Here is a 16,454-nt window from a genome sequence, read left to right on the forward strand (position 1 = left end):
CCGCTAGAGTGGGCGGCGTGAACGAAGCTGCGGTCAAGCGGAAGTTGGGCATCCCGAACTGGCGGAACCTGTCGAAGGACAAGGTGCTCAGGTTCGCGGCAGCGATGCCCGAGATGGCCACCGAGGTACGGATCAAGCTCATCGATCAGTTCCCCGCCTTCAAGGACCTGGCCAAGGCCGACATCGACGCGGTCTCCGACGCCCACAAGTCCACGATCGCCGCCAACGAGAAGAGTCAGAACCGCTTCTACCAGGCCGCGCAGGACCAGCGGGACGCCTTGCAGGCCGATCTCCGGCGGGACGACCTCAGCTGGGCACAGCGGGAGGCCCTCCACGACCGGCTCGACCGGAACGTGCAACGGGTGTCCGAGAAGGACACCGAGAGCAAGCATTTCCTGGGGCTGGGCATGAAGACGGTGGCAACCGCCGGGGTGGCCGCCGCCACTCTGGGCGTGCTGTTCGTCGGCGGGAGGATCGCCGGAGCGCGTGAGGAGCGGTCCGAGGAGTCCTCGTAGGACTCCCGGCGTTCTGCAGGTCGGTACTCACCCGTCAGGGGCGGGTCAGTACGGTGCCGTGACCGTCGCCCAGGGCGTAGGGCTTTCCGTCCAGCGCGGCCACGAAGGACGTGTTCGGGGTGACCTGGATGTCGAGGTCGGGGACCGCCGGGTCGATCCCCCGGGCTTCGTAGCCGATGCGGTGGGCGCCCAGGGCGGCGACGTGCCGCGCCGTCGCGCGACGGGTCGGTTCGTCGAGGTAGGCGAAGGTCGCGGAGTGAGTGACGACGAGCGTCGCGTCGCGAGGAGCTTCGGCGGCCAGGGTGTCCAGGGCCATTGCCGGGCCGTTCCGCAGGTCGGCGGCGACCACGCGTACACCGTGCTGGGCCGTCAGCGCGGCAGCCGCGGCGAGGCGGGCCCGGCGGGCTTCGTGCTCGGGCCAGACGAGGGTCCGGAGCCAGGCGAGGGTGTCGGGGTCGGCGGGGTCCAGGGGGTTCAGGTCGAGCCCCGCGCGCCATGCGATGTCCGGCATCGTGGCCGGGAGTTCGAGGCCCTCGCCCAGGTGGACATCGACCGTCACGGGGCTCGGGCCCGTGCATGGGTGCAGGAGGGCGGTGCCGTCGACCGCGTACGAGTACCGGTCCGGGATCAGGCACAGGCCGGCGGCCGAGCCGAGTTCGAGGAGGGCGATCGGGCCGGGGCCGGGGATCTGCCGCAGGCCCAGCAGGATCGCCGCGCAGCGAGCGGCCTCGTTGGTCTGGGTCGCGTGCGTGCGGATCGTGGCCTCGACGGCGGTCCACCGGGAGGTGAGGACCTCGCGCAGCGAGTCCGCGTCGCCCGGGAGCGCGCCGTGCAGGCGCGCTGCGGCGAACACCAGGTTCGGCTGCCGCTTGTCGCGCGGCAGCCCGGCGAGGAGGGCCAGCAGGTCCTCGTCATCGGCGAGTGTCCCGGCCCAGCGCACGAAGGTCGGGGACGATCCGGCGGCCTCCGTGGTCGCGAAGGCGCGGTAGCGGGCAGCGGTGTGCAGGGCGATGGCGGCGATCTCGTCGGTCATGGAGGGAGAGTCGTCGACCCTCGGTCGCGGCGTCGATGTTGATGGAGTCAACATGCCCCTCCGGGGACCTCTGAGGGCGCCGGCTCAGGACAGGGCCCTCGGGCGGAGGCGCAGGCCGTGCGGGTACTCCTCCAGGGCGTGCGCCATCAGGCCCGGAATGCGGGCGAGCGTGAAGACGACATCGCCCGCGTCGTCCGGGAGGTCCGCCGCGACGATCAGGCCCGCGAGCGCGATGTCGATGTTCGGGTGGAGGCTGTGCTTCCGCGCCATGGCGACGGCGAGTTCGTCGATGGCGTCCGCCGTCGCGGGGCGGACGGCCGCGACGCGGTCGAGCAGGAGGACGGCTCGGGGGTCGGGGCCGGTGTACACCTTGTGGCCGAACCCGGCGACCGGCTCCTCGGGTACGGTCCCGCTCCTCCCCCACGCCCGTAGCGCCGCCAGGGCGTGCGCGGAGGCGCCCGCCTGCGAGGGGCCGCTCATCGCGGCGAGGCCCGTGAGCAGCACCATCCACGGGTCGGCGCGGACACCGGCCGCGGCGCGCGCGGCGAGGGTCGAGGCGGTGAGTTCATGGTCGACGAGGACGCTGAGAGCGGTGTCGACGGCCGCGATGAGCGCGCCCCCGCCGGCCCGTGTTTCGGGTGCCCAGTGGCGGGCGAGGCGTTCGGCTACCGTGCCCTGCCGGAGGCCCGTCAGCGCTGCCGTGGCCACTGTGATCGCCGTTTCCGCCACGCGGCGGCAGTGGGCGGCGTCGGTACGCTCGCGCTGCTCGTCCTCGGCCGCCAGGCGCAGTACGGTCCCGCGGATCACGTCCGTGGCCCTCCCCGGAGCGGGATCCCGCGGCTGCTCGGGGGCGGTGAGCCAGAGCCTGTCGGGTGCGTTGGGCTTGTCGGGTGCGCTGGGCTCGCCGGGCATGTCCGGCTCAGACGGCTCAGACGACTCGGACGACTCGTCGCCGAGGACGTGCCGTGCCGTGCGTTCGTACCCCCACTCCGCGCAGGTCGTGACGTCCGCACCCCGGAAGGCGAGTCGCCCGGAGGCGTCCAGCCGCGTCACGTCGGACTCGATCAGGGGCGACCACGTGCCCGCCCGGGGGCGGCTGCGGGCTCTGGCGAGCTTCAGGACGTCCTCGCGGCGGAACCGGGAGACGCGCAATCCGTTGGGGTCCGCCGCGACCTCGCGGTCGATGACGCCTCGCGACACGTAGGCGTACAGCGTCGGCAGCCGCACGCCGAGGGCCGCGGCCGCCTGCTCCGAGGTCATCCACGGACCGCGTACCCCCTTGGGTGGCTTGCTCATCGCGGGCGGGGCGCGCCGAGGCCGTGGAGGAGTTGGGCGACGTGTGCTGCGGCCTCGCCGGGGTCGAGGGGCTGGTGGCCGACGAGCAGGCGGTACCAGAAGAGGCCGAAGAGCCGGTCGGTCGCCGCTTCCAGGTCGGCGGTGGGCGGGAGTTCGCCCCGGTCGACTCCGCGTGCGAGGAGGGCGAGGACGACGGCGCGGCGGGTCTCCACCCACTCGCGGAAGGCGTCGGCGAAGGCCGGGTCGAGCTGGGCCTCGGCCATGAGCCCGCGCAAGGCCCGCATGCGCAGGGCGTGCTCGGACACCCCGTAGAGGGCGGTGGTGAAGGCGGTCAGGTCGCCCGCGATGTCGCCGGTGTCGGGTTCGGGCATGCGTTGCTCGACGGTGGCGCGGTAGGCGTCCATGACGAGGACGGCCTTCGACTTCCACCAGCGGTAGATGGTGCTCTTGGCGACGTCTGCGCGGGTGGCGACGCGTTCGATGGTGACGGCCTGGTAGCCGAGTTCCTCGACGAGCTCGATCGCGGCGGCGAGGACGGCGTGGTGGGCGTCCTGGTTGCGGGTCCGTCCGCCGGTGCGGCGGGTGGGGGTTTCTCCGGTGGGCACGTACTCACGCTAGCAGTGTGCTAGCTTTAATCGAAACGCGACGGATCGTTTTGATTACGGGGAGTGGATTGATCATGAGTGAAATCGTGGTGTCGCACGGGTACGGCGCGAGCGACGACAGCGTGTGGTTCCCCTACCTGGCCAAGGAGCTGGGTGCGGCCGGGCACCGGGTCACCGTGCCGCGGCTTCCGGACACCGGCGCGCCGCGCCTTGAGCCGTGGCGCACGGCGTACGGCGAGGCGGTCCGGGCGGCCGGACCCGCCGAGTCCACCGTGCTCGTCGGGCACAGCATCGGCGCGGTGAACGTGCTGCGCTTCCTGGAGCGGCACGACCCGGCCGTGGACGGGGTGTTCGCGGGCGTCCTCCTGGTGGCCGGATCGGCGCACGAGGTCGGATACGACGCGCTCGCCGAGTTCTTCGAGGGCGGCTTCGACTGGGAGCGGATCCGGCGGGCGGCGCGGGGCTTCCGCGTCCTCCAGGCCATGGACGACCCGGTCAACCAGCCCGACCCGGCCGAGCACGTCGGCCTGTTCGTCCGGGGCCTCGGCGCGACGGCCGTCGTCACGCCGGACGGGGGCCACTTCGGGGCGACGCCGGACGACCACGTGGAGGTGCCGGAGGCCGTGCGACTGGTCACGGAGCTGCTGGACGCCTGAGCGGAGAGACGGGGCAGGGGGAGAGGGGGCGGCGGGGCGAAAAGGGGCCGCGCCGCCTCCGGTGGGGATGACACCATGCGGCGCTATGGCAGATGACAGCACCACCACCCCCTTCCAGGCAGGTCAGACGGCCCTGATCGTCCGCGTCCCGGAGGCGGAGCCGTCGGTCGGCCGATGGCGGGAACGCTGCGACCCCTCGGCCCGGGCCGGCGTTCCCGCCCACGTCACCGTGCTCTTCCCGTTCCTGAACGCGAGCGTCGTCGACGCGGGCGTCCGTACCGCCCTCGCAGAAGTCCTGGGCGGCCACCCCGCCTTCGAGCTGCGGTTCGCGCACTGCGGGCGGTTCCCGGGAGTTCTCCACCTCTCCCCCGAACCGGCCGAACCGCTGCGCCGCCTGACGGAGACCGTCGCCGCGCGCTGGCCGGAGGCTCCGCCGTACGGCGGCCGTCACGCGAACGTCGTCCCGCACCTGACGGTCGCCCTGGGACAGGAGGACGCCACCCTGGAGGAGATCGAGGCCGACCTCGCGGGGCGGCTCCCCTTCACGTGCCGTGTCTCGTCGGTCGAACTCATCGTGCACGACGGCGAGACGTGGCAGGTACGGGAGTCGTTCGCACTCGGGGAATGACCGCGCGGCGACGGGTGTCACCCGCCGGACACGCCGGCGGTCTCCCTCCGGAAATCGACCACACGGAAGCGTTGAACTCCTTCGGCGGCACGGATAGCGTCCGGCCGTTACCCGCGGTACGCGGGTGGCGTCGGCACGTGTCAGTCGGCGAGGAGTCACTCATGCGAAGAATCCGTACGGCCCTGTTAGGCGCGGCGGCCGGTCTGGCCGTAATGGTCGGCACCGCCCCGGCGGCCGGCGCGAGCACGGTCGATGCGGTCGCCGCGCTGCAGAACGGTGTCACGCTGGGCGTCAGCCGCGGGTACCCCGGCGCCATGGGCCTGATCCGCGACGGGCAGTCCACCACCTACGTCAAGGCGGGGTCCAGCACGGCGGGATCGACGCAGCCGATCGACCCGGCCGCCAAGTTCCGGATCGGCAGCAACACGAAGCTGTTCACCGCCGTCACGGTCCTTCAACTGGAGGCGGAGGGCAGGCTCTCCCTCAACGACACCCCCACGTCTACGGCAACTACGTCCGAGGCTGGAAGTGGCCGGAGCTCTGGCTCGGCTGGCAGCCCCCGATCCAGGACGCCACCAACTCCAACGTGAGCCTCTTCGGCCCCGCCGGCGCGATGGTGTCCACGCTCGACGAGCAGGCGAGGTTCCTCCAGGCCGTGTTCAGCGGGCAGTTGCTGCCCGCCGCGCAGATGGCCACCCTGCGGAGCAGCGTGCCGCTCGACGGCGCCGGCCAGCCCGGCGGCATGGGCGCCAACCACTGGACGTACGACTGCGCCTCCGGGACCAAGACGTTCTGGTCGCACGGCGGCAACGTGATCGGCTACGCCAGCCGGTGGTTCGTCAGCGAGGACGGCGGCAAGGCGGTCGTGGTCATGGGCAACGAATACCACGGAGCCAGCGACACCCAGGGCCAACTGGCGCTCCTGTACGGCGCGCGCGACGCGCTCTGCGCCATCCTCTGACGCCCAGCACGCCGGGCGCCCGCCCCACCGCCCACTCGACGGAACTCTCAGCGGAACTCGTGGACGACCTCGATCACGCCCACGATCCGCGCGTTGAAGTCGTCCAGCTCCTCGGCCGGGACCCAGCAGGACCGGATGGAAGCTGTGATGCGAATCGTCCTCGGTACGCGGCGCCGCCGCTCCGGCGGGCCTGGGACCTGGACCGTATCGGCAGCGCCTGGGGGCGGCCACGCAATTCCGCGCCCTGCCGGAAGGCTGACCGGCAGGGCGCGGAGATGCCGCCTCGCGGCGGACGGCTTGCTCAGTCGAGGCAGAACTCGTTGCCCTCGACGTCCTGCATGTTGATGCAGGACTCGTTCTCCTCGTCGGCGTACAGCGTCTTCAGGTGGGTCGCGCCCAGGGCGACGAGGCGCTCGCACTCGGCCTCCAGCGTGGTCAGGCGCTCCTGGCCCACCAGGCCCTTGCCGGCGCGGACGTCGACGTGGACGCGGTTCTTGGCGACCTTGCCCTCGGGGACGCGCTGGAAGTACAGGCGCGGGCCCGCCCCGGTGGGGTCACTGCACGCGAACCAGGCGCCGCGCTCCTCGGGCGCCAGCGTGGCGTTGTACGCGTCCCAGGAGTCGAAGCCCTCGGGCGGCTCGGGTGCTACGTAGCCCAGCACCTCGCACCAGAAGCGCGCGACGCGCTCCGGGTCGGCGCAGTCGAAGGTGATCTGGACTTCCTTGATCGTTGCCATTCGGCCAACGTAGCAGCGCGCGTTCGCCCGCTCATCTTCTTTTTCGGCCGGGGGTATGTCGGCTCGTTCAGAGGCGCAGGAGTCCGGCCGCCGTCGGGCGGAAGCCGCACTGGGCGTAGAAGGACTCCAGGTGCGGCTCGTAGTCGACGTGCAGCCATTCGGCTCCGAGGGCCCTCGCCTCGGCGGTGGCCGCGTTCACCAGGCGGATCCCGAGGCCCTGTCGGCGTGCGTCCGGGTGGACGGTGGTGTCGAGGACGAAGGCGTGCGCGCCGCCGTCGCCGACGACGTTGACGAAGCCGACCAGTCGGTCTCCTCGGTGCGCCGCGATCCACGTCAGGCTGCGGGCCAGCTGCGGCGCGAAGGAGGTCGGCCGGTGGCCCGGCCACGAGGCGGTGAACAGGTCGTTGAGGTCGGCGTCCGTGAGGTCGGGGCGTGCCGTCAGTGTCTCGTCGTCGTCGTCGCGCGACGCGTCCGTGGTGGTCATGCCCGGAAGGCTGCCTTGTCTCCGCACCGCACCGCCAGGGGAATTCCCCTTGCCGACGGGCGCGGGGGCTCCTACCGTCGATCGGCCCGCACTGCTCCCGGACCCGGAGGACGTCGATGTCCGTTCGCACCGCCACCGCCGCCGACGCCGGTTTCCTCCGGCGCATCCTGCTGGAGGCGTACAACTGGACCGGCGAGCAACGGTTCACCGCCGAAAGGCTCGACAGCGAACCGCAGGCCTCGCGGTACGTCGTGGGGTGGCCCCGCACGGGCGACTTCGGGGTCGTCGTGGAGAGCGAGGACGGCGAGCCGATCGGCGCGGCGTGGGCGCGGTGTCTTTCCGAGAGCGAGCCGGGGTACGGCTTCGTCGCAGCGGACGTTCCCGAGCTGACCGTCGGCCTGCTGCCCGGGCATCGTGGCCGCGGACTCGGCCGGGTCCTGATGGAGGCCTTGATCCGGGCCGCCGCCGAGGGGCCGTCCCCGGTCGCTCGGCTGAGTCTGAGCGTCGAGGACGGCAACCCCGCCGTCCGCCTCTACACCGCCCTCGGCTTCACCCGGGTCGGGCGGTGCGGCGACGCGGACACGATGGTTCTGGACGTGACCCCCCGGCAGGTCATTGGGTGATCATTTCCCAGCCCTTCCGCGCCATGACCGCTGCCGCTCCGAAGGAGATCGGGTCGTCCAAGCAGCCGGCGCAGAGGGTGGCGAAGTCCTCGGCGACGGTGCCCACTGTCAGGACGGCCGCGGTGACGATGAGGGCGGTTCCCCCCACGACCAGTCCCACGGTCTCCGACGTGGGACGTTCCGCCTTCCGGTCCGGTACGGCCACGGGGACCGGGACCTCCTTCGGTTTGCGCTGGGTCAGTTCGTAGGTGATGGTTCCCGAGCCCGGGAACTTGGCCGACGACTCGACCTCGACGGTGGTGTTGGGCATGGTGCGCGACGGCGCCGCCATGGGAGCGATGTCGTAGCCCGCCACCACCTCGCGCATGTCGCCCTTCGCCCGCAGTTCGGCCGTGAGGCCGGCGACGTACCACGCCACCTCCTTCGGGCCGTCGGCCTCCGCCTGGCCGCCCTTGTGCTTGACGTCCCAGACGTAGACGATCTTGTCGGTCCACAGGATGAGGTCGGCTCGGCCACCGATCGACTTGATGACGTTCTTCGGGTTGAGACCGCCCACCTGTGACTGGAGGTGCATCGTGACCAGGCCGCGGCCCGCGAGTTGCGACGCCGCCATCGTGATCGCCTGGTCGTGGTGGAGCGTGTACGTCTCCCGGAGGAACGACCCCACGTTGAAGGGGGTGTTGGGCTCGCGGCCGTCCGCGTCCGTGTAGCGCAGGGGGTTCTGGTACGCGTAGCCGTACAGCTGCAGGTTGGACGGCTTGTGGACGCCTTCGTTCGGGCCGCTGTCGAAGTACTTGCCCAGGGCCGGGTCGGTGGACTGCCACATTCCGCCGCGCGCGTCGTAGTAGCGCGCCCCGTGGTATGTGTACCCGGTCTCCTGGTCGAGCTCCTTGCCCGTGAAGCCGTAGGGGTCCTTGTTCCCCGGGTGTTCGTCAACCCAGGGCTCGCCCGACGGGAAGTAGTCCAGGTGCTCGGCGAGGCGGCCGTCGGCGTCCGAGCCGAAGTTCGAGGACCCCAGGTGGTCGCCGTGGAAGAAGAACTGGTCCTTCTCGTAGGCCTCGCCGGGCTTCGACGTCTTGGTGGCGATGCGGACGCCGCCCGCGAACACGTGCTTGAACTCGGCGGGGGCGCGGGCCGTGTAGTACTGGTTCGGGTAGAACGTGACCTGGGCGCCGTCCTTGACCAGGCGGGTGCCCTGGTCGTCGTAGAGGAAACGGACCGTCGGCGGCTTGCCGGGCCTGGTGCAGGCGGACGGGTCCTGCGGCTGCGTCTCGTTCCTCGACGTGTCGTGGACGCAGGCGAGGCGGTTCTCCTCGTCCCAGATCTGCTGGCGGCGCGGCTTGCCCGGCACGGCGGTGACGCTGTCGATCAGGTTGCCGTTGGCGTCGTAGGAGAGCGTCGAGCGACCGATCGCGGAAGGGGCGTGCGGGCGCGTCGACGCGTAGCCGTACGCGTGCTGGTACGTGGTGGGGTGCTGGATCTGTTCGTGGACGTCGCCCACCACGATGCGGTGGTCCTGGTCCTTCTCGGTGATGTTGCCGATCGTGTCGTACGAGGTGGAGTACGTGTAGCGGTCGGTCTTGTTGGCCGTGAATTGGAACGAGCCCTTGGCGGCGGTGAGCCGGTTCAGGTTGTCGTAGGTGTAGGTGTGCTCGGTCGGGCCGCCGAGCTTCGGTGCCTCCTGCGGAAGCTCGGTGTTGTTCTTCTGGGTGGCGAGGTTGCCGTTGGCGTCGTACGTGTACGCCAGGTTCTGGAAGACGGAGCCCGTCGGCAGGGTGGACGTGAGGCTGGCCATGCGGCGGTCCTCGGCGCCGTACGTGAACGTGGTGCGCGTGCCGTTGCCGAGCTGGAGGGTGTCCCGGTCGCCGAACTTGTCGTACGTGAGCGAGCGGAGGTACGTGTAGTCGTAGTTCTTCTTGGTGCCCACGGCCGCGGCGATGCGACCGCCGCTGTCGTACGTGTAGGAGAGCAGCTCGCCGTCCGGGTAGGTGAGGGTGAGCATGCGGCCCAGGGCGTCGTAGCGGTAGGCCGTGCCGAAGGTGCGCACCTGAGGCCCGGGGCCGGGCAGGGTGCGGATCTCCTCGGTGACCTCGCCGAGGGGACCGTAACGGCGGGTCAGGTCGCCGCCGGCGTCCTCGATCCTGGTGACCCGGCCCGCGGCGTTGTACTTGGCGCCGGGGGCTCCGTACGTGTAGCGGACGTCGTTGTGGGTGAAGACGGGGTGGTGGATCTCGGTGACGCGGTCGTAGTCGTACGTGTAGGTGAGGGCCTGGTCCTTGGCGGCGAGGTTGGCGGTCCGGAGCCGGACGACGTTGCCCGCCGGGTCGTAGTCGGTGACGGTGCGGCCGGCGTCGGGTGAGTCGACGACGGTGCGGCGGCCGAGGTTGTCGTAGGCAGAGGTGGTGACGTTGTTCCGGTCGTCGGTGACCTTGGTGACCGAGCCGAGCGGGTCGTAGGCGTAGCTGGTCCAGATCGGTGCGTCGCCGGTCTTGGCGCCGGGTCCGCGAATGCCCGTCTGCTGTTGCCGGACGTCGCTGTAGGAGGCGGTGGGGTTGCCCTTGGCGTCGGTGGAGACGGTCTCGAACCGGGTGGTGCCGTCGCGGTCCTCGCCGAAGCCGTACGCCACGGAGGTCGTGGTCCCGTCCGGGAGTTCGGTGCGCAGGGGGCGGTCGAGGACGTCGTGGGTGACGGTCGCCGGCCGGACGGTGTCGAGGGTCTTGTTGAAGGCGGTGTTGGCCTCGCCCTTGGGTTCGGTGACGGGGTAGTACTGGGCGACCGAGCGGCCGAGGGCGTCGAAGACGGTGCGGCCGGTGACGGTCATGACGTCCTGGCCGCCGACGGTGGCGTCCTTCTTGGTCTGGACGATGCGGCCGAGTCCGTCGGAGAAGCCGATGGTGTCGATCGTGTCGTCCCTGGCCCGGCCGGTGGCGTCCCGGTCGAGGTGGCGGGTGATCGCGTACGGCACGGGGGCTTCGGGGTGGTAGGCGAAGGCGATCGTGGGGCGGCCGCCGCCCTGCTCGTGGGGTCCGGTGACGGTGGTGAGGCGGCCGATCTCGTCGTAGGTGGAGCTGGTCGTCTGGTTGTTGATGTCCGTGGACTCGGTCTGGAGGCCGTAGCGCGGGTCGTACGCGGCGGTCGAGCGGTAGCCGTGGCTGTCCTCGATGGAGGTGGCGTGCGTGCCGGTCTCGGCGTCGTAGGTGTAGGTGCGCCGGTAGCGCTGGCCCCGGTGGTTCTCGGGCGAGGTGATCGTCTCGAGGGTGCCGTCGGGATAGTAGGTGAGGTCGGTGACGGCGGTCGTGCCGTCGTCGAGCTGGGCGGTGTGGCGGGTGACCTCGCCGTCGGCGCAGTCGACGTCGGCGACGCGCGAGCGCATCAGGCGTCCGCCGCCGCGGACCTCGACGGTGCTGCCGATGCCCACGATGTGGGTGTCGGTGCAGCTGGTGTAGCCGGTCCTGGTCTCGACGTCGTCGGCGGCGCCGGGTTCGCCGTAGTCCACCTTGCGCGTGAGGTTGCCGAGATCGTCGTAGGTCATCTCGGTGGACGTGGTCTTGCCCGGGGTGGTGCCGCCCCGGCCGTCGTACCAGCGGGCTTCGGTGCGCTCCAGTTCCGGGGCGACGGAGCCGGGGACGACGTCCCGGAGGGCGTACGTGTTGACGGTCTCGGTGAAGAGGGCGCCGCCGGCGTCCGTGACGGCCTCGCGAGTGAGGAGTCCGCGGGTGGTGTGGCTGTGGGTGCTGTACTCGCGGACGGTGGACCGGTAGGGCTTGGCGTCCTCGGCGAGCTCGGTGCTGGTGACGGTGCCGTAGCCGAGGAACTCGCGCTCCAGGCGGTCGTACTTCCCCTTCTCGTACGTGAAGGAGTGCGCCTGGGTGTCGGGGCCGTCGCCGGGCAGGTTGTCGTGGACGCGGGTGCCGGAGAGGAGCCAGCGGGAGCCGGGCTGGTCGTAGGTGTTGCCGTCGCGCTGGTACGTCAGCTCGACGCGCGCGCCGAGGGGCCGGGTGACGTTCTTGAGGAGGTTGGTGCGGCCGGTGCGGTTGGCGGCGACGACGAGTTCGTCGTCCTCGTCGGAGGAGAGGTGGTCGGCGAGGCCGTCGCCGTCGATGTCGCGGATCATCTGCTGGGCGCGGGCGGCGCCGGTGGAGAGGTTGACGCCGGGGTTGATGATGATGCAGCCGGCGATGAAGCAGATGGGGACGGTGAAGTAGACGCCGCCGCCGAGCTGGGCGTTGACGTCGGCGTTGATGCCGTCGAGGCTGCCGCGGAAGGGGACGGCGGGGGCGAAGCCGGAGCCGGTGTTGAGGGCGACCGTGACGGGGTTGCCCTCGTGGACGCGGTCGACGCGGCCGTCTCCGTTGACGTCGGCGAGGGAGTCCTTCGTGGAGGTGGTCTGCTGGTGGAAGGAGCCGCCGCCGCCGAAGCCGTAGAAGTCGGTGCTGAAGCCGATGCTGAGGCCCATGGTGGTGCCGCTGCCCGCGTTGAGCTTGCCGCCGGGCCAGGGTTCGGGGGCGGCGAAGCGGTAGCCGAGGTTGAGGGCGACGCGGCCGTCCTCGTAGGCGCGGTCGGGGAGGGTGTCTCCGTTGATGTCGAGCAGGTCGTACGAGGTGTCGGCGGTGTTGCCGCCGTACTCGCCGCCGAAGCCGAAGGGCGGCATGTCGTCGCCGGACGAGGAGGTGGTGGAGCTGCCGTGGGCGGGTGGTGCGGCGTGGCCGCGGCCGGTGGCGATGGTGCGGGCGGCGCTGCCCGCGTTGGCGTTGCCGCTGCGGGTCTCGGTGGAGCGGATGGCGTCGTCGGGGACGGAGCCGCGGGTGGCGCCGAGGACGCCGGTCGGGTCGGTGTACTGGACGCCGCCGGAGCCGACGACGTCGGGGAAGCCGTCGCCGTTCATGTCGAGGTAGTCGGTCTCGCCGCTGGACGTGCCGGTGGCGAGGCTGCCTCCGAGGCTTCCCACGCCGCCGCCGATGCCGCCGGTGAGGGAGAGCTGCCAGGAGTGGGACATGCGGGGCACGGCGTACGCGGAGGCGAGGGAGTCGGCGGTGGGCAGGCCGATGGTCTGGCCGCCGAAGCGGGAGCTGGAGGCCGTGCCCGGTGCGGCCCAGGTGTACTCCCCCGAGCCCCAGCGGTGGTGTTCGGGGTTGGGGGCGAAGGGGACGGCGGCGGGCGGGGTGATCTTCGGGTTCTTCTCGAAGGCCGGGCGGTCGCGTTCGACGTCGACGTCCTCGGGGAGGCTCTCCTTCATCTTCTGGGCGGTGAGCTCGGACTGCTTGATGGGCTGGGTGGCGCGGTCCCGGTTGCCGTTGTAGCCGATGGTGGACCAGCCGCGGTACTGGCGGGCGAAGACGTCCTCGGTGGACGGGGCCTGCACGGTGGCGGGGACGAGTCCGCCGCCGCCGACGGAGACCTTGGCGCTCGTGATCCTCGCGGCCAGTTCGGCCGTGGGCGCGGTGATGTCGACGTACAGGGGTTCGCCGGCCGGGGCGGAGACCTGGACGGAGGGTGTGTCGCCGATGTCGAAGAACCGCTTGGCGAGGAGTCCGTTCTTCTTCTTGACGGTGAGCACGAGCCGTCCGGTGGCGACCGGGTTCGTCGTGACGTGCGCGGTGACGGCGAAGGTGCCGCTGCCCGGCGCGGCCACCGGCCGCTGCACGCCGCCGGGTCCCGAGGGCACGTAGGTGTCGATGTCGTACGGCGGGCGGAACTCGAGCGGCCGGTCCGCCGCGACCTTCCGGATGCCCTCGGCCGTCGTGTAGCGGGCGAGCGGGGTCCATTCCAGGGCGGTGACGTCGACGGGCGAGTCGACGAGGATCCGCCACTGGAGCTTCTGGCCCTTGGTGGCCTGGATCGTGACGTCGGCCGGGAAAGTGCCGGTCTCGGCGGCGCGGATGGTCTTCTCGAAGACCGTCGTGCCGGCCTGGGTGATGCGGACGGTGACGTCGTCGCTGGTCGCGGCCGTCTTCCGGACGTCTCCGCTCAGGTGCAGGGTGCCGGCCACCGGCGACTCGGCGGTGATGGCCCGGCCGGCGAGGGTGAAGTCCTCGGACGCGGTGTACGAGTGCAGGGGCAGCCCGCTCGCGTCGGTCGCCTGGAATCCGGCGTAGGCGACGGTCGGGTCCCAGGCGACCTCGTCCCCGGCGCCGTCGAGGACGGAGCCGACCCGGAAGTACAGCCGGTCGCCGCGCCTGACGGTGACGGCGTCGACGCCCTCCGGGGTGTACGCGGTGTGGTCGCCGTCCTCGATGCGCCGGGTCCACAGCTCGGTGTCCTCGTGCTGCACGGCGACCCGGACGCCGTCGGGATGGGCGAAGTCCGCCTGGACGGTCGTCTTCTTCAGGGCGACGGTGCCGGTGACGCGGACGATGCCGTCGTAGGGCGCCGTCCAGCGGCGGACGGTGTCCACCAGCGGGGAGGAGTCGATGCGCCGCTCGCGCTCGGCGTCGAGGTCGGGCAGGAGTTTTCCGGTGTCGACCTGTCCGGCGCCGATCGGCACCGGGGTCTGTGCGGCGGAGCCGTACGTGACGCCGCCGTCGTCGTCGACGCGGCCGAAGCGGACGGAGGAGCCGTCGACGAGGTCGATCACGCCGTCGGCGTTGACGTCGCTGAAGTAGCGTCGGGTGGTGGAGACGGTGTCGACGTAGTCCAGCTGTGCCGACGCCACGCCGAGGAAGCCCTCGATCCCGACGGTCAGGGAGTTGGCGGTCTCGCTGAGGATGCCCGGCAGGTTGCGCAGGGGGGCGGTGGTGTCCGCGAACCGGGGCTGGCCGCCGGGGCGGGAGAGGTTCTTGCGGAAGACGAAGTCGTCACCGTCCTCGAACACCTTGTCGGGGAGGCTGTCGCCGTCGACGTCGACGAGGGAGAGCATGCCCTCGTCACCGGTACTGCTGAAGCCCGCCTTGACGCCGGCCGAGCTGCTCTTCGAGGGGCTCACGCCGTAGCCGACGTACAGGTGGCCGCCGATGGTCTTCGAGGTGTTGCCGTGCAGGGCGCCGGCCTCGCCCGAGCCGGGGTTCACGGTGTTGACGACGCTGTTGCGGACGTCGTCGTCGGGCGAGGTCCAGTTGACCCGGGCGAAGGCCTCGTAGGCGCCGTTCGCGTCGCGGATGTCGTCGAAGTACTCGAAGGTGTGCCGGTTGAACTCCTTGCCGTCCGCGCCGGACTGGGCGATCGACGTGAGCAGCGTCTTGTGGAACGCGCCGGTGGTGTAGCCGAGGGTGTAGGTGCGGATCGGGCGGTCCTGGAAGCGGACCTCGACGCGGCGCAGGAGGTCGGCGGTGACCCGCTTGAAGCCGCCGCGGGCGTCGATCGACACGTCGGGGCGCCGGGGCTCGCCGAGGTCCCGGTCGCGGACGAAGGTGACGGTGTAGGGCCCGGCGGTGTCGCCGCGCCCGGTGTACGCGATCCGCTTGACGTACAGGGCGCGGCCGGGGACGGTGCCGCCCGCGACGCCGGGGTCCTGGACGAGGGCGTAGTCGTAGCGCACGGTGTTGCCGTGCGGGTCGCGGACTTCGCGCAGGCCCCAGGAGAAGACGTTGCCGGCGTCGTCGGCGAGCGTGGCGCCCTCGCCTCCGTACCGGAAGCGCGTGCCGGTCTTGTCGGTGACCGTCCAGGCGTAGGTGGACGGGGAGTCGCCGGTCCTGACGATGCGTTCGAAGCCGCCTTCCACGCGCGGGTGGAAGACCTTGTCGCCGGTGCTCCGGGGGCCGGGGGTGCCCCGGTGGGCGACGGGGGCGAGCTCCTCGCCGCCGAGGACGTACGTCTCGGTCTCGCGGTCCTTGTCGTAGCGCGGCACGCCCCAGCGGGTGTCGACGGAGAGGGAGGGGACGGACAGGTCCCAGCCCGTGCCGAGCCAGGTCTCGGCGGCCGAGGAGGCGTAGGCCACGGAGAGGGACGGCGCCAGGCCGGCGCGGCCCGGGGGCAGTTCGAGGGGGTACGCGAGCCGGGCGTCGCCCTGGTTGTTGGCGGTGGGCGCGGCGATCTGGTTGACGCCCGAGACGGGCGAGGCGGCCTGGATGTTCTTGATCTGGTTGGGGTCGGAGGAGACCTGGTCGGGGGCCTCGGGGGTGGTGACGACCGCGTTGACCATGTCGGTGAAGTGGTCGGTGCGCGAGACGACGACGTGCTTGGTCTCGTCCACGCCGATCCGGTCGAGGGCGCGCCAGCAGGTGCCCGCCTCGTCGAAGTAGAAGGTCCGGACGTCGGCCGGGGTGTGTCCCGATGCCTTGAGTTCCGCGGGGTCGTACGGGAGGGAGACGGTGATGCCGGTCTCGAAGGTGTGCGGGGTGGGGGTGAAGCGGTAGCCGACGGGTCCCTTGGTGACGTTGTCCATGCCCGCGCCGAGCCCGGGCAGGGAGGTGCCGTCGAGGGGCTGGACGCCCACCTGGGTGGGTTCTGACACGGCGTCGGGTGCGAGGGTCACCTCGGCGCCGTCGCGGGCGACGCGCTTGGTCACGCCCGTGGCCGGGGTGACCCACGTCGTCGAGGCGCGTGTCGCGGACGGGCCCTTCGCCCGGGCCCGGGTCCCGGGCACGCAGCGGCCGAGCGCGGGCGCCGGCGCGGACGCAGCGACGGGTCCGAGGCGGCCGGAAAGGTCCGCGCGGGCCGCGATCGTGTCGCTCGCCGAGACCATGGAGACGGGCAGCGCGAGGGCCAGCACGAGCGCCGGCCCCCGGCTGAGTGTCCGGGTGGACCACGGAATCCGGAATGCCCAGCGCCGACCGCGTACACCACCGGTCATCAGCCTCGCCCCGACCCTTCACGCGCACGACGAACGAAAACGGAATACGTACGATAAGCCCCTGAACATCCCCATCGTCCTCGTGGACTTCTCGCAAGAGAAGCCGCAAATGAGACAGTTGACAAGGGAGTTGTGGAGCCCGTCCGTTCACTCGATCGTGCGGTTTTGGCGGGGTGATCATGGGCCACT

General features: G+C 71.5%; 12 protein-coding genes. 6 read left to right on the forward strand and 6 right to left on the reverse strand.

What is annotated here, in order from left to right:
* The first annotated feature begins 17 nt into the window (after positions 1-17).
* Positions 18-515 (forward strand): hypothetical protein, encoded by a 498-nt coding sequence (locus ACFC0Z_RS08400; RefSeq protein WP_376434137.1) that lies wholly within the window; start codon positions 18-20, stop codon positions 513-515.
* A gap of 34 nt (positions 516-549) precedes the next feature.
* Here ACFC0Z_RS08400 and ACFC0Z_RS08405 read toward each other — a convergent pair whose 3' ends face one another.
* From ACFC0Z_RS08405 to ACFC0Z_RS08415, 3 genes are all read right to left on the reverse strand, one after another.
* Positions 550-1,548 (reverse strand): DUF2332 family protein, encoded by a 999-nt coding sequence (locus ACFC0Z_RS08405; RefSeq protein WP_376434139.1) that lies wholly within the window; start codon positions 1,546-1,548, stop codon positions 550-552.
* An 84-nt stretch (positions 1,549-1,632) separates the two neighbouring features.
* Entirely contained in the window at positions 1,633-2,808 is a 1,176-nt protein-coding gene (locus tag ACFC0Z_RS08410) for a citrate synthase (protein ID WP_376434141.1), read from the reverse strand.
* A 32-nt stretch (positions 2,809-2,840) separates the two neighbouring features.
* Complete coding sequence (locus ACFC0Z_RS08415; protein ID WP_376434143.1) at positions 2,841-3,449, reverse strand: TetR/AcrR family transcriptional regulator; 609 nt, start codon at positions 3,447-3,449, stop codon at positions 2,841-2,843.
* 74 nt (positions 3,450-3,523) lie between these two features.
* Between ACFC0Z_RS08415 and ACFC0Z_RS08420 the strand changes: the two genes are divergently transcribed.
* From ACFC0Z_RS08420 to ACFC0Z_RS08435, 4 genes are all read left to right on the forward strand, one after another.
* On the forward strand, positions 3,524-4,105 hold the full coding sequence (locus tag ACFC0Z_RS08420) for an RBBP9/YdeN family alpha/beta hydrolase (protein ID WP_376434145.1): 582 nt from the start codon (positions 3,524-3,526) through the stop codon (positions 4,103-4,105).
* A gap of 85 nt (positions 4,106-4,190) precedes the next feature.
* Complete coding sequence (locus tag ACFC0Z_RS08425; RefSeq protein ID WP_376434147.1) at positions 4,191-4,733, forward strand: 2'-5' RNA ligase family protein; 543 nt, start codon at positions 4,191-4,193, stop codon at positions 4,731-4,733.
* Positions 4,734-4,894: 161 nt separating this feature from the next.
* Positions 4,895-5,323: a serine hydrolase gene (locus ACFC0Z_RS08430; RefSeq protein WP_376434149.1), complete on the forward strand. Its 429-nt coding sequence runs from the start codon at positions 4,895-4,897 to the stop codon at positions 5,321-5,323.
* Positions 5,296-5,694: a serine hydrolase gene (locus ACFC0Z_RS08435; RefSeq protein ID WP_376435025.1), complete on the forward strand. Its 399-nt coding sequence runs from the start codon at positions 5,296-5,298 to the stop codon at positions 5,692-5,694. The genes ACFC0Z_RS08430 and ACFC0Z_RS08435 overlap by 28 nt, the downstream gene beginning before the upstream one ends.
* A 301-nt stretch (positions 5,695-5,995) precedes the next feature.
* Here ACFC0Z_RS08435 and ACFC0Z_RS08440 read toward each other — a convergent pair whose 3' ends face one another.
* Together ACFC0Z_RS08440 and ACFC0Z_RS08445 are read right to left on the reverse strand one after the other, a co-directional pair.
* Positions 5,996-6,430: a VOC family protein gene (locus ACFC0Z_RS08440; protein ID WP_376434151.1), complete on the reverse strand. Its 435-nt coding sequence runs from the start codon at positions 6,428-6,430 to the stop codon at positions 5,996-5,998.
* Between the two features lie 67 nt (positions 6,431-6,497).
* Positions 6,498-6,914 carry a GNAT family N-acetyltransferase gene (locus ACFC0Z_RS08445; RefSeq protein WP_376434153.1) on the reverse strand — a complete coding sequence of 139 codons (417 nt, stop codon included), beginning with the start codon at positions 6,912-6,914 and terminating at the stop codon, positions 6,498-6,500.
* A 116-nt stretch (positions 6,915-7,030) separates the two neighbouring features.
* On the opposite strand from ACFC0Z_RS08445, the gene ACFC0Z_RS08450 reads away from it, so the two are divergent.
* A complete protein-coding gene (locus ACFC0Z_RS08450; protein ID WP_376434155.1) occupies positions 7,031-7,537 on the forward strand; it encodes a GNAT family N-acetyltransferase in 507 nt (168 codons plus the stop codon).
* On the opposite strand, the gene ACFC0Z_RS08455 is transcribed toward ACFC0Z_RS08450, so the two are convergent.
* A complete protein-coding gene (locus ACFC0Z_RS08455; RefSeq protein WP_376434157.1) occupies positions 7,527-16,184 on the reverse strand; it encodes a SpvB/TcaC N-terminal domain-containing protein in 8,658 nt (2,885 codons plus the stop codon). The genes ACFC0Z_RS08450 and ACFC0Z_RS08455 overlap by 11 nt on opposite strands.
* Positions 16,185-16,454 lie beyond the last annotated feature (270 nt).

Origin of the sequence: Streptomyces sp. NPDC056144 (assembly GCF_042264145.1) — a bacterium.
Classification (GTDB): domain Bacteria; phylum Actinomycetota; class Actinomycetes; order Streptomycetales; family Streptomycetaceae; genus Streptomyces.